General features: G+C 73.1%; 9 protein-coding genes and 1 pseudogene. 7 read left to right on the top strand and 3 right to left on the bottom strand.

Translation table 11 applies throughout. The features are described from left to right. Positions 1–684: 684 nt before the first annotated feature. Positions 685–2,271 (top strand): glutamine-hydrolyzing GMP synthase, encoded by a 1,587-nt coding sequence (guaA, locus tag KCH_RS15215; RefSeq protein WP_035863434.1) that lies wholly within the window; start codon positions 685–687, stop codon positions 2,269–2,271. 142 nt (positions 2,272–2,413) lie between these two features. After that, complete coding sequence (locus tag KCH_RS46610) at positions 2,414–3,433, top strand: Rieske 2Fe-2S domain-containing protein (protein ID WP_063750154.1); 1,020 nt, start codon at positions 2,414–2,416, stop codon at positions 3,431–3,433. A 3-nt stretch (positions 3,434–3,436) separates the two neighbouring features. Here KCH_RS46610 and KCH_RS15205 read toward each other — a convergent pair whose 3' ends face one another. Together KCH_RS15205 and KCH_RS15200 are read right to left on the bottom strand one after the other, a co-directional pair. Further along, on the bottom strand, positions 3,437–3,667 hold the full coding sequence (locus tag KCH_RS15205; RefSeq protein ID WP_035863432.1) for a hypothetical protein: 231 nt from the start codon (positions 3,665–3,667) through the stop codon (positions 3,437–3,439). After that, positions 3,667–5,235: a PspC domain-containing protein gene (locus KCH_RS15200; protein ID WP_035863429.1), complete on the bottom strand. Its 1,569-nt coding sequence runs from the start codon at positions 5,233–5,235 to the stop codon at positions 3,667–3,669. The genes KCH_RS15205 and KCH_RS15200 overlap by 1 nt, the downstream gene beginning before the upstream one ends. Positions 5,236–5,332: 97 nt before the next feature. Here KCH_RS15200 and KCH_RS15195 point away from each other — a divergent pair. Next, positions 5,333–6,765 (top strand): annotated as a pseudogene (locus KCH_RS15195) (PspC domain-containing protein). Next, positions 6,758–7,426 carry a LuxR C-terminal-related transcriptional regulator gene (locus KCH_RS15190; RefSeq protein ID WP_035863428.1) on the top strand — a complete coding sequence of 223 codons (669 nt, stop codon included), beginning with the start codon at positions 6,758–6,760 and terminating at the stop codon, positions 7,424–7,426. The pseudogene KCH_RS15195 and the gene KCH_RS15190 overlap by 8 nt, the downstream one beginning before the upstream one ends. A gap of 66 nt (positions 7,427–7,492) precedes the next feature. Here KCH_RS15190 and KCH_RS15185 read toward each other — a convergent pair whose 3' ends face one another. Next, positions 7,493–8,833 carry an acyltransferase family protein gene (locus KCH_RS15185; protein ID WP_035863425.1) on the bottom strand — a complete coding sequence of 447 codons (1,341 nt, stop codon included), beginning with the start codon at positions 8,831–8,833 and terminating at the stop codon, positions 7,493–7,495. Between the two features lie 230 nt (positions 8,834–9,063). Between KCH_RS15185 and KCH_RS15180 the strand changes: the two genes are divergently transcribed. Genes KCH_RS15180 through KCH_RS37330 form a run of 3 tightly spaced genes read left to right on the top strand, consistent with a single transcriptional unit; the run spans position 9,064 to position 13,251 of the window. After that, complete coding sequence (locus KCH_RS15180; protein WP_051653105.1) at positions 9,064–10,362, top strand: glycosyltransferase family 87 protein; 1,299 nt, start codon at positions 9,064–9,066, stop codon at positions 10,360–10,362. A 52-nt stretch (positions 10,363–10,414) separates the two neighbouring features. Next, complete coding sequence (locus KCH_RS15175) at positions 10,415–11,686, top strand: glycosyltransferase family protein (RefSeq protein ID WP_051653104.1); 1,272 nt, start codon at positions 10,415–10,417, stop codon at positions 11,684–11,686. A 29-nt stretch (positions 11,687–11,715) separates the two neighbouring features. After that, on the top strand, positions 11,716–13,251 hold the full coding sequence (locus tag KCH_RS37330) for a glycosyltransferase family 39 protein (RefSeq protein ID WP_167574061.1): 1,536 nt from the start codon (positions 11,716–11,718) through the stop codon (positions 13,249–13,251). The last annotated feature ends 19 nt before the right edge of the window (positions 13,252–13,270 follow it).

The raw sequence follows: 13,270 nt of genomic DNA, 5'->3' as shown, positions 1-13,270 counted from the left end.
CTCGGCGTCAGGGCCGCGCCGGGTGCTGGGTGACGGCGCCGGGGGAGGAGCGCCGTCGCGGGAAATGGTCCAAGGGCACGCCGAGGCCGGTGGGCCTCACGGAGCGTGAGAGGGAACCGCTCGCATCGACGGCCCGGGTGCGGGCCGGGAGTGTGCGACAAGCCCCCGCCTTGCAGTCATCGTCCTGGACGAGGGCCGTGCCGTGCAACCGATTCGACGCAAATTCGGCCGGGCCGGAAGAGGACACGGCACCGGGGCGCGCCGGATCCGAGCACCGGATGTTGTCACTGTCAGTAATAGTGGCTTGCGGGGCGTACCGGGGCGTACGCCGGAGTGATCGGGCCGACCCGTGCGGCGGCCGGCACCGGTACCGGCCGCCACACCCCGGGTCCGCCCGGTCGCGGACGGGGTCGCTGTCCCCTGCTGACCCGACCGCAGCACCGGGGCGCGGTCCCACGGCGGGCCCGTGCCCGCCACGCGCACCCGGTGGACCGGAGAAGATCCACGCGTGGTCCGCCGCACGGGACCGCCCGCACCTGGAGGGCGCCGGCGTCTCGTACGGTCTCCCGGTGCAACGAGCCGCCGCCCGGCGCGGTCACGGGCAGCACGGCGGGCAGTCGGGTGAAACGGTCCCGGTAGACTCGGTGGCGACACCCCTTTTGTACCGCCGCCGGAAGGCCGTCCGTGTCCTCTGTACCCCCCGTCCAGTCCCAGCCCGAGAACGACACCGTCCTGGTCGTCGACTTCGGCGCCCAGTACGCCCAGCTCATCGCCCGTCGGGTGCGTGAGGCGCGGGTCTACAGCGAGATCGTGCCGAGCTCCATGCCGGTCGCCGAGATGCTCGCCAAGAACCCGCGGGCGATCATCCTCTCCGGCGGTCCGTCGTCGGTGTACGAGGAAGGCGCCCCGCAGCTCGACCGTGCGATCTTCGAGGCCGGGGTGCCGGTGTTCGGCATGTGCTACGGCTTCCAGCTGATGGCCACCGTGCTCGGCGGCACCGTCGACAACAGCGGCGCCCGCGAGTACGGCCGCACCCCGCTGACCGTCAGCCGCTCCGGCTCCACCCTGTTCGAGGGCGTCCCGGACAAGCACTCGGTGTGGATGTCGCACGGCGACGCCTGCTCCGCCGCCCCCGAGGGCTTCACCGTCACCGCCTCCACCGACGTGGTGCCGGTCGCCGCCTTCGAGAACGACGAGCGCAGGCTCTACGGCGTGCAGTACCACCCCGAGGTGATGCACTCCGAGCACGGCCAGCAGGTGCTGGAGCACTTCCTGTACCGCGGCGCCGGCATCGCCCCGAACTGGACCACCACCAACGTGGTCGACGAGCAGGTCGCGCTGATCCGCGAGCAGGTCGGCGACAAGCGCGCCATCTGCGGCCTGTCCGGCGGCGTGGACTCCGCGGTCGCCGCCGCCCTGGTGCAGCGCGCCATCGGCGACCGGCTGACCTGCGTGTACGTCGACCACGGCCTGATGCGCAAGGGCGAGACCGAGCAGGTCGAGAAGGACTTCGTCGCGGCCACCGGCGTCAAGCTGGTCGTGGTCGACGCCGAGGAGCGCTTCCTGACCGCGCTGAAGGGCGTCTCCGACCCCGAGCAGAAGCGCAAGATCATCGGCCGCGAGTTCATCCGGGTCTTCGAGCAGGCCCAGGCCGACATCATCGCCGACGAGGGCCCGGCCGTGGAGTTCCTGGTCCAGGGCACCCTGTACCCGGACGTGGTGGAGTCCGGCGGCGGCACCGGCACCGCCAACATCAAGTCCCACCACAACGTCGGCGGCCTGCCCGAGGACCTCGAGTTCCAGCTGGTCGAGCCGCTGCGCAAGCTGTTCAAGGACGAGGTCCGGATGGTCGGCCAGGAGCTCGGCCTGCCCGCCGAGATCGTCCAGCGCCAGCCGTTCCCCGGCCCCGGCCTGGGCATCCGGATCGTCGGCGAGGTCACCAAGGAGCGCCTCGACCTGCTCCGCGAGGCCGACGCCATCGCCCGTGAGGAACTGACCCTGGCCGGCCTGGACGCCGAGATCTGGCAGTGCCCCGTGGTGCTGCTGGCCGACGTCCGCTCGGTCGGCGTGCAGGGCGACGGCCGCACCTACGGCCACCCGATCGTGCTGCGCCCGGTCTCCTCCGAGGACGCCATGACCGCCGACTGGTCGCGCCTGCCCTACGAGGTGCTGGCGAAGATCTCCACCCGGATCACCAACGAGGTCAAGGACGTGAACCGCGTCGTCCTGGACTGCACCTCCAAGCCGCCGGGCACCATCGAGTGGGAGTGATCCCACCGGCAACCGTGTGACCGCGCCGCCGCTCCCCGCCGACAGGGGAGTGGCGGCGCGTCCATGTGCGCCCGGCACCCGGCACAATCGGACCCGGTCCCGTCGGCGGTCGGCGGGCGGCGCGAGGGAGAGGGCGGCAGCGATGGCGACGGGGACGGGCCTGCACGACAGCCACGGCACCACGGCACGGATCGGCCAGTGGAAGGCGGCGGCCTCCCGGCTCGCCCTGCTCCCGCTGCGGCTCTTCCTCGGCACGACCTTCGTCTACGCCGCCTTCGACAAGCTCTCCGACCCGCACTACCTGGCCGGCGCCGGCGACCCCGCCTCGTTCTACGCGCAGACCGCCGCCGCCAGGGCCGGCAGCCCGATCGGCTGGGCGCTCGGCCCCGCCCTCGACGCCCCCACCTTCTTCGGCCTGCTGATCGCCTTCGGCGAGCTCGCCGTCGGCCTCGGCACCCTGTTCGGACTCTGGGGCCGGATCGCCGCCCTCGGCGGCGTGCTGCTCAGCGCCACCCTCTGGCTGACCGTCAGCTTCCACACCACCCCGTACTACCTGGGCAACGACCTGGCCTACCTGATGGCCTGGACGCCGCTGCTGCTGGCCGGCACCCCCCACCTGTCGGTGGACGGCTACCTCGCCTCCCGGGCCGCCCGCGACCGGGCCCGCGGCCTCGCCGAGGACGCGGTGCGCCGCCGGGCCCTGCTCGACGGCGGCATCGCGGCGGTCGCCCTCGGCGGCGCCGGCCTGCTGTCCGGCTCGCTCACCGCCAGCTTCGGCCGCGACGAGAACGCCCCCGCCGCCGCGGCCGGCACCCCCGGCGCCACCAGCCCCGTCCCGCAGCCCGCCACCGCCGCGGTGGCCGTCCCCGCCGCGCAGGTCCCGGTCGGCGGCTCCGCCACCGTCAAGGACCCGGCCAGCGGCGACGCCGTGTACATCGTCCAGCCGTCCGCCGGGAAGTACACCGCCCTGTCCTCGGTCTGCACCCACTCCGGATGCGCCGTCAACCCGCCCAAGGACGGGCAGCTGTACTGCCCCTGCCACGGCTCCAAGTTCGACGCCGCGACCGGCGCCGTGCTCAACGGCCCGGCCGTGAAGCCGCTGCCCCGGTACACCGTCACCAAGAACGGCGAGCAGCTGGAGCTCGGCCCGCAGCAGTCCTGAGCCCTACTGGCCGAGGGAGTTCTCGTCGTCGCGGGCCCCGCCCCGGCCGCGCCTGGCGACCGCCACCAGCGCGCCGCCGAGGCCGCCCGCGCCGAGCACGATGAACGCCAGCGGCAGCACGAACCGGCTGTTCACCTCCCGGTCGTTCAGCGAGGCGACCAGGTACAGCACCGCCAGCGCCGTGAACAGGCCGCCCGCGACCAGCGCGTACAGATCGAACTGATGCTTCCTCATCACCGCTCCACCCTGATGTCCCCGATGCCCGCCGTCACCTTCAGCTCCAGCACGCCCTTCGACGGCCGGCCCTCCGGGACCTCGATCACCACGTTGTCGTCGGTGACCGGGCCGTCGTACTCCTGACCGTCCGGCAGGCTCACCGAGCCCACCGCGTCGCGCAGCTTCAGCCGCAGCTCCACCCCGTCCGGCACCCGCACCACCGCGTTGCCGATGCCCACCCGCAGCTCGGTGGCGAGGGTGCCGCCGTGCGGGTCCAGCGCCGACAGGTCGAGCCGGGCGTCGCCGATGCCCGCCGTGTACCGCGAGCGCAGGTCGTCCTGCGCGGCCGTCCACTGCCGGTCGCCGGCCGTGTTCGCGACCGTCACCGACGACCCCCCGGTCGCCACCAGACCCGCCGTCACCAGCAGCGCCAGGAAGGTCAGCCCGCGGGTGCGGCCCCAGCGGGCGCTGAGCGCCATCGCCAGGCCCAGCGGCAGCAGCGCCACCGCCAGCACCGTCGACCAGCGGTGCGTGCCGTGGTCACTGGCCGCCACCGCCCAGGACGCGCCGATCGCCACCAGCACCGCCCAGGCGCCCAGCCCGGACCGGCCCCGCAGCTCCTTCCGGCGGGCCTTCCACTCGCGGTGGCGCTGCATGCTCTCGCGGTGCCGCTCCATCGCCTCGCGCTGCGCCCGGTGGCGCTCCTCGGCGCGCTCCCGGTACTGCGCCATGTTCCGTTCCATCCGGGCCTGGTAGCCCTCCGGCCCGGCCGGCTCCTTGCGCAGCGGGTCGCCCTCCGGCAGGTCGGTGCGCTGCCACCACGGCTGGGCGGGCGCGCCGGGCGGCGGCGTCGCGCCGTACGGGTTGCGCTCCGGGTGCCGCGGATCCCACAGGTAGCCGGACGGCCCGGGCGGGGGCGTGTCGCCGGTGGCCGCACCCGGCGCGTGCTCCTCGTGCCCGGACGCGATCCGCTCGTGCAGGTCGGCGGTGCGGGCCTTCCACTCGCCGCGCAGGTCGCGGCTCATCGCCTCGCCCCAGGTCTTCCAGTCCGCGAACGCGCCGGTCGGGTCCAGCCGGTCGTACGGGCCGCCGGCCCGCTTCGCCCCGGCCTCGCCGTTGCCGCCGCCGTCGCCGTCCTCGCCGCCGAACCGGCGCCGGCGCTCCGGGTCGTAGCGCAGCGCCAGGAACACCAGCGCGGCCAGCAGCAGCAGCGGGAACAGCTGGTCGCCGTCGCCCATCGAGGAGAAGAACACCCCGGTGCCGATCACGGTCAGCAGCACCGCGCCGACGGACTGGCCGTCCACCCGGCCGGTCAGCACCCGCTGCAGCTCGGTGCGGCCGCCCTCGCCGTCCGCCGCCTCGCGCGGGACCACCAGCCAGGCCAGGCCGTAGAGGAACAACCCGAGCCCGCCGGTCAGACCGAGCACCGCGATGACCACCCGGAACACCACCGGGTCGATGTCCAGGTAGCGGCCGAGCCCGCCGCACACCCCCGCCACCACCCGGTGCCGGGAGGAGCGGGTGAGCGCCGGGCGGGGCTCGGCGGGGGCGTCCGGTGCGTCCCCGGGGATCTGGTCGTCCGTCATGTCCCCCATCCTTCCGGGCCGCGCGGCCCCGCCCAACCGCCCGGAGCCCGGGAGCGACCCTGAACTGTCCCTGAGGCGGGCTCCGGGCCGTACCCTGATGCGCCGCCGACCGGGCACCTGCGACCATCGGTGCCGTGGCCGTTCCCGAGACCCGAACCCCCGAGACCGCCCCGACCGACACGCCGGCCGGGCGCCGCCCTACCGGAAGCTCTACCGCAGCCCGCACGGCCGGATCCTCGGCGGCGTCTGCCAGGGCCTGTCGGTGCACCTCGGCGTGCCCGTCACCTGGGTGCGGCTGGCGTTCATCGTGCTGTTCTTCTCCGAGGGCATCGGCACCCTGCTGTACGCCGCGTTCTGGGTCGTGGTGCCGCTCGGCATCGGCGAGGCCGCCCCCGGCGCCGCCCGCCCGGGCCCGTCCGCGGCCGCCGGCGGCCGGTTCGGCCGGCTCCGCGACCTGCTGGAGCGCACCTTCCACGGCGAGGACGGCGCCCCCGGCGCCCTCCCCGCCGACACCGGCGCCGACGCCCGCCCGGTGGCCGGCTCCGCGGCCGGCCAGCGCGGCGGCAGCCTGGGCCAGCTGTTCGCGCTGATCGGCCTGGTCATCGGCGTGATGGCGCTGCTGTCCGCGCTCGGCATCCAGACCGCCAAGCCGTACGTGTGGCCGCTGCTCGCGGTCGGCGTCGGCGTCGCCCTGGTGTGGCGGCAGGCCGACGACTCGCGCTGGCAGAACTGGTTCGGCCTGCAGCCGGGCAGCCGCAAGGGCGCCTACCTGCGGGTCGCCGCCGGCGTGCTGCTGGTGGTGGCCGGCATCATCGGCTACTTCCTGATGCAGGGCGTCGCCTCGCCGGTCGCGCTGGTCGTCGAGTCCTCGCTGGCCGTGGTGGCGGGCGTGCTGGTGCTCGGCGGCCCGTCCATGCTGCGGATGTGGCAGGACCTCGGCGCCGAGCGCACCGCCCGCATCCGCGCCCAGGAGCGCGCCGAGATCGCCGCGCACATCCACGACTCGGTGCTGCACACCCTGACGCTGATCCAGCGGCGCGCGGAGGACCCCAAGGAGGTGCTGCGGCTGGCCCGCGCCCAGGAACGCGAACTGCGCCTGTGGCTGTACCGCCCGGAGGCCGCCGCCGAGGCCGCCCGGACACCCTCGCCGAGCACCTGCGGGCGATCGTCGCCGAGGTCGAGGACCGGCACGGCGTCCACCTGGAACTGGTCTGCGTCGGCGACTGCCCGATGGACGAGAAGATCGCCTCGCAGATGCAGGCGGCCAGGGAAGCCATGGTGAACGCCGCCAAGTACGGTGGCGGGGGACCGGTCCAGGTCTACGCGGAGGTGGAGGGGAGGACGGTGTCGGTGTTCGTCCGCGACCACGGCCCCGGCTTCGACCCCGACGACCTCCCCGAGGACCGCATGGGCGTACGCGAATCGATCATCGGCCGGATGCGGCGCAACGGGGGCACCGCTCGGGTGCGGCCCGCGCCGGACGGCGGGACCGAGGTCGAGCTGGAGATGGAGAGGGCGGCAGATGACTGACGCAGCGGCACCCGAGAGGCGTGCCCGGGTGGTCCTGGTGGACGACCACCGGATGTTCCGCACCGGCGTGCGCGCCGAGATCGGGCGCACCGACGAGACCGGCATCGACGTGGTCGGCGAGGCCGACGACGTCGAGTCCGCGGTCCGGGTGGTCGCCGAGACCCGGCCCGACGTGGTGCTGCTCGACGTCCACCTGCCCGGCGGCGGCGGCGTCGAGGTGCTGCGCCGTTCCGCGGGCGTGGAGGGCGTGCGCTTCCTGGCGCTGTCGGTCTCCGACGCCGCCGAGGACGTCATCGGCGTGATCCGCGGCGGCGCCCGCGGCTACGTCACCAAGACCATCACCGGCGCCGACCTGGTCAACGCGATCTTCCGGATCTCCGACGGCGACGCGGTGTTCTCGCCCCGGCTGGCCGGCTTCGTGCTGGACGCGTTCGCCGCCACCGACACCCCGCCGGTCGACGAGGACCTCGACCGGCTCACCCAGCGCGAGCGCGAGGTGCTGCGGCTGATCGCCCGCGGCTACGCCTACAAGGAGATCGCGAAGCAGCTCTTCATCTCGGTGAAGACGGTGGAGAGCCACGTCTCCGCGGTGCTGCGCAAGCTCCAGCTGTCCAACCGGCACGAGCTGACCCGCTGGGCGACCGCCCGCCGCCTGGTCTGACCCGCGCACGGGAACGGGCCCGGCCCCCTCCGAGGGGGCCGGGCCCGTTCCCGTGCGGTGCGGCGGTCAGCCGGCCGGCTCCGGTTCCGGCGCGGCCTTCGCCGCGCGGGCCGCGGTGCGGCGGTCGAGCGCCTTGGCGACCTTCTTGCCGAGCTTCTGGCCGGGCATCTCGATCAGCTTGTAGGTCAGCTGGCTGAACAGCAGGACGGCGGCGACGAAGGTCAGCGGCAGCAGCCAGCGGGCCCAGCCGGTGGTCGGGTAGCTGACCACGTGGTCCTTGAACCACCAGGTCGCCCAGAGCACCGGGATGTGCACCACGTACACCGAGTAGCTGATCGCGCCGAGCCAGGTCAGCACCCGCGGCCAGCGGCGGCCGCGCAGCAGCATGCCGACGCCGAAGACCACCCAGGCCAGCGCGTACGGCAGCGAGAAGCCCTGCCAGCTGTGCGTCCAGGTGCGGTTGAAGGCGGCCTGGCCGTGGTTGTACATGTAGCCGGACAGGAAGCCCGCGGCGAGCACGAACGCGCAGCAGACGGCGGCCAGCGAGCGGTCTGTCTGCCCCTTCTCGGCCCGGAAGATCGCGGTGCCGGCGAACATCGTGGCCAGGATCATCATGCTCTCGAAGAACATCGACCGGGCGTTCAGGAAGAGCAGCACCGCGCCCAGGCCGCCGAGCACCAGCGCGCCGAGCCGGACCAGCTCGGGCCGTCCGAGCAGCACCAGGACCAGGCCGGTCACCATGATCAGCACGGTGGCGACGATCACGTGGTGGGTGGTCGTCGGCACCGCCGCGACCCCCTTCGGGGTGAGCAGCTGCGGCTTCCACCAGGCGCCGAGCAGCAGCGCGGCGGCGGCGAAGAACAGCGATATCGGCGCGCTCTGCCGGTGCCAGTTCCGCACGAACAGGGCGCTGACCAGGAAGTAGAAGACCATCTCGTAGCAGAGCGTCCACATCGCGCCGAGCGCGCTGGCGATGTTGGTCATCTCGTGCAGCAGCGTCAGGTTCGCCAGGTACGCCCAGAACGGCCGGTCGGTGACGACGTCCGGCACCGCCGAGTACTTGGCGGGCAGCAGGAGCAGCGACAGCACCACGGCCGCGATCAGCAGCGGGTAGATCCGGAACAGCCGGCCCACCCAGAAGCCCCGGACGTCGCCGCGCCGCTCCAGGGAGGCGGGCACGATGTAGCCGCTCACCAGGAAGAACAGCATGACGGCGAAGATGCCGAGGTCGAACTTGTTCTCGAAGGCCTCGCCCCACGAGAACCAGCGGAGCAGGCCGAAGTGGTGCACGGCGACGAGGAGCGCGGCGATCCCGCGCAGGCCGTCGAGCCAGCCGAGCCGGACGGGCGGTCTGCTCGTGGCGGCGGTGGCTTGCTTGGACTCGGCGGGCTGTTCGATGACGGTCACAGGCGGGAGGCTAGCCGACTCGGGCGGCCGGGCGCACCGTGGTGGCCCGCGCTGTCAAGGCGACCGGGCGGCCGGCCCGGGGGAATCGACGGCGCGCCCCGGACAAACGGACAGCTTGTGTGCGTAGGGGCCGTGGAAATCCGGCCAAGCCGCTCGGGCCATAATGGGCCGGACTCTTCCGGGCGCCGCAGCCCTCGCCCGCCAGGCCACTTCTCGAGTGACGGAGCACGATGCCAGAGACCTCCCTCGGCCCCGACGTCCAGCCGGAGAACGGCGTCGACCGCAAGGCGGCGGCAGGCCGTTCGCGGTTCTCGCTCGACCCGGAGAACTGGCCGACCCGGGTGCTGGCGCCGCTCGGCTACTGGGCCTGCACCCGCCTGATCATGGCGGCGATGGTGTTCTCCGCGCTGTCGAACCACGAGAACGCGAACGGCGAGGTCCACAAGCTCTACCAGAAGTGGGCGCACATCCTGGGCGGCGGCTCCTACCCGATAGGCGATCCGACCTGGCAGTACCCGCCGGGCGCCGCGGGCGTGGTGCTGGCCCCGGAGGCCGTCCCGGGCACCAACTACGTGCAGGGTTTCGTGATCGTCACGCTGCTGGCCGACCTGCTGGTGGTCTCGGTGCTGCTGCGGCACGGCGCCCGCCCCGGGCGCCGGCTGGCGGGCGCCTGGTGCTGGGTGCTCGCGATGCCGCTGATGCTGTTCATCCCGTACGCCCGCTACGACATCATCGTCACGATGTTCGCGGTGCTGGCGCTGATGAGCCTGCAGCGGCGGCCGTGGCTGGGCGGCGGCATCGCGGCGCTCGGCGCGATGGTGAAGGTGTGGCCGGCGTTCGCGGTGTTCGGCGCGCCCCGCGGCCGCGACCTGCGCTCGGTGGTGGTCGGGTTCGTCGCCTCGGCGGCGGCGCTCACCGCGATCTGCGTCCTGCTGTTCGAGGGCCCGTTCGACTTCCTGAACGCGCAGGGCAACCGCGGCATCGAGTTCGAGTCGGTGCCGGGCAGCCTGCTGCTGATCGCCCGCCACTTCGGCTACGAGGGCGGCATCCTCTACCGCTACGGCTCGCTGGAGATCGTCGGCCCGTACGTCGACACGATCAGCAAGCTGATGGTGCTGCTGACGGTGGCCGGCTTCGTGTGGCTGCTGTGGTGGCGGATCCGGGCCCGGGTGTTCACCCCGTCGACGCCGGCCGACGCCGCGATGGCCGCGCTACTGGTGTTCGTCACCACCAGCCGGGTGATCAGCCCGCAGTACCTGATATGGCTGTTCGGCGTCGGCGCGGTCTGCCTCACCTTCCGCTGCACCACGCAGCGGCCGGTGGTGGTCCTGCTGATGGCCGCGACCGCGCTGACCAGCGTGGAGTTCCCGCTGTTCTGGCAGGACGTGATCGCCGGGAACGCCGGGCTGGGCGCCGTCCTGGTGGTCCGTAACGTGCTGTTGGCTGCGGCTACACTGCTGTCCTGCGTCAGGCTCTGGCGCGCCACGGCCTCCCGCGCGGCCAGGTCGGCGACGGTGAAGTCGCAGTGATCTTCTTCCGAACGCCGCGGCACCGCGGTGCGACGCCCATGGGGAGCGGTCAGTGACCATCAGGCTCGGCGCCGACGAGACCGTTGCGCGCGAGGACGCCGGGGACCGGACCGGCCCGTCGGCCGGCGGCACCTCGCTCCGCCGGCGCTCCCGACTCACCCGGCTCCGCGCGGCCGCCCGCTACGCGGCGCCCGCGCTGGCCGGCTACCTGGTGGTGCGGGCGCTCGGCGTGGCCGTCCTGATGCTCTGGGACGGCCAGCACGGCACCACCGCGCTGCACCGGGTCGCCACCATGTGGGACGCGTACTGGTACCAGGCCATCGCCGAGCACGGCTACTCCGGTACCCCGCCGATGCAGGGCCCGTTCGGCCCGTACCAGGCGTACGCGTTCTTCCCGATCTACCCGATGCTGATCCGCGGGGTCGGCTGGATCCTGCCGCTGCCGGTGCACTACGTCGCGCTGCTGGTGGCGTGGGCCGGCGCACTGGCCGCCGCGTGGGGGATATTCGCGGTCGCCGCCCGGCTGTACGGGCGGCGGGCCGGCGTGATCGCCGCCGTGCTGTGGGGCGTGCTGCCCTACGCCGTGGTGGAGAGCATGGCCTACTCGGAGCTGGTGTTCACCGCGCTGGCCGCCTGGACCATGTACGCCGCGGTCACCCGCCGGTGGGTCTGGGCCGGCGTGCTGTGCACCCTGGCCGGACTGACCCGGCCCACCGGCGTGGCGGTCGCCGCCGCGGTCGGCATCGGCGCGCTCTGGGCGCTCATCACCCAGTGGACCGAGGCCCGCCGGGCCGGCGAGCTGCGGCAGCGGCGGGACCGCTGGCTGCGGCCGCTGATCGGCGGCGCGATCGCGCCGGTCGGCTTCCTCGCCTTCGTCGGCTGGGTCGGCTACCGCAAGGGCCGCTGGGACGGCTACTTCCGGGTCCAGGACGCCTGGCAGTCGCACTTCGACTACGGCCGGTCGACGCTGAAGGCCATCCACGCGATGATCACCGTCCCCGGCGGCGTGTGGCTCACCGACCTGGTGGTGACCTTCACCCTCGTCGCCTCCGTGGTTCTCTTCCTCGTCACCTTGCTGCAGCGCCAGCCCCTGACCCTGGTGGTCTTCAGCGCGATGATGCTGCTGCTCGCCATAGGCGACGCCGCGTACTTCAACTCGCGTGCACGCTTCCTGCTCCCGGCTTTCGCGCTGCTGCTCCCGCTGGCGGCCGGCCTTGCCAGGGTGAGGACCCGGGGGGTGGTCCCGACCGTTCTCGGCGCGGCAGCTCTCTGCTCCGCCACGTACGGGGGTTACGTGGCGTTTGTATACACGAATTCGCCATGAGTGGGCGTGGTGACGATGAGAGGTTCGCAGTGAAGAGTGCCAGCGCCGAGGCCGCTCCGCCGGTCACGGAGGTTGCTGAGCCGGCAAGGGCCCAGGGGTTGTTCCGGCGGGCCTGGGGGTGGTCGCTCCGACTGGTCTGGCTGTGGCCGGGGCTGCTCACGCTCGCGGTGGGGGTGTTCGGCAGCGGCCGCCCCTTCATGTGGCGCGACGAGCTCGCCACCTGGAGCGTGGCGCACCGCAGCGTGCCCGAGATCATGGACGTCCTGCACCACCTGGACGCGGTGATCGGCCCGTACTACCTGTTCATGCACTTCTGGACGGAGCTGTTCGGCGACTCGCTGACCTCGCTCCGGCTGCCGTCCGCGCTGGCCATGGCGGGGGCCGCGGTCTTCGTGACGCTGACCGGGCGCAAGGTGTTCGGGCCGGCCACCGGCCTGATGGCCGGCCTGCTGTTCGCGTTCACGCCGTCGGTCTCCCGCTACGGGCAGGAGGCCCGCGGCTACGCGTTCGTGGTGCTGGCGATCGCCGCCGCCACCTTCTTCCTGCTGCGCGCGCTGGAGCGCCCGACGGTGCTCCGCTGGCTGCCGTACTCGCTGTCGCTGTTCGCCGCCGGCCTGTTCCACCTGATCTCGCTGGTCGTGGTGGCGGGGCACGCCGTGGTGGTGCTGATGCGCTGGTGGCGGCCCCGGAACCACCGGCTGCTGATCGGCTTCGCGCTGTCCGTGGTCCTCGGGGCGCTGCCGCTGACGCCGCTGGCGATGGTCGGGCAGACCCAGGTCGGCCGCCAGCTGGGCTGGCTGGACGCGCCGAGCCTGCAGTACGTGGCCGCCGGCTTCTGGCCCGGCCTGTTCCACTCGTACTGGTTCGGCCTGTGCGTGATAGCGCTGGCCCTGCTGCCGCTGGCCTGGGCCAAGGGCCGCCGCGTGGTGGTGGAGCTGGCGATGGTCGCGGTGGTGCCGATCGTGCTGGTCTGGCTGATCTCGCAGTCCGGCACCGCGTACTTCATCGACCGGTACCTGCTGTTCACGCTGACCGCCTGGAGCGTGCTCGCCGCCGCCGGCCTGAGCCGGCTGCGGCCCAAGCCGGTGGCCGCGATCGGCCTGGCCGTGGTGGTGCTGCTCGGCGTGCCCGACCAGCGCTCGGTGCGGCAGAAGTACTCCCGGGAGACCTGGGACGGCGTCGCCGCGTCGAAGGTCATCGCCGAGCACTACCGGCCCGGCGACGGCCTGGTGACGCTGGGCGGCGACTACCGGTTCTTCCAGCTGGACGTCGTCCTGGACTACACGCTGCCGGAGGACGTGAAGCTCAAGGGCGTCTTCTTCAAGAAGGACCGGGTCGCCAACGGCGACATCTACCCGGCGCTCTGCTCCGACCAGGAGCTGAAGGCCTGCATCGGCGACACCCAGCGGGTGTGGGCGATCACGGTCGGGCCGCCCGGCTACGTGTTCAACCAGTACTCGGCGGCCGAGAAGGCCGTGCTGAACGAGGTGTTCCCGAAGCAGACCAACTACGTGGTCCGGGACATGAACGTCACCCTGCTGGAACGCGGACCCGCGACGGGCTGACCGCACCCCGTCCCCGGCC

Source organism: Kitasatospora cheerisanensis KCTC 2395, assembly GCF_000696185.1.
Classification (GTDB): domain Bacteria; phylum Actinomycetota; class Actinomycetes; order Streptomycetales; family Streptomycetaceae; genus Kitasatospora; species Kitasatospora cheerisanensis.
Note: the sequence above shows the minus strand (reverse complement) of the source record. Positions and strands in the feature narration are given on the sequence as shown.

What these genes read in the sequence shown, in the direction of transcription:
- KCH_RS46610 (WP_063750154.1), top strand. Translation starts at nt 2,414, where the DNA reads ATGGCGACGGGGACGGGCCTGCACGACAGCCACGGCACCACGGCACGG.
- KCH_RS15205 (WP_035863432.1), bottom strand. Translation starts at nt 3,667, where the DNA reads ATGAGGAAGCATCAGTTCGATCTGTACGCGCTGGTCGCGGGCGGCCTG.
- KCH_RS15200 (WP_035863429.1), bottom strand. Translation starts at nt 5,235, where the DNA reads ATGACGGACGACCAGATCCCCGGGGACGCACCGGACGCCCCCGCCGAG.
- KCH_RS15190 (WP_035863428.1), top strand. Translation starts at nt 6,758, where the DNA reads ATGACTGACGCAGCGGCACCCGAGAGGCGTGCCCGGGTGGTCCTGGTG.
- KCH_RS15180 (WP_051653105.1), top strand. Translation starts at nt 9,064, where the DNA reads ATGCCAGAGACCTCCCTCGGCCCCGACGTCCAGCCGGAGAACGGCGTC.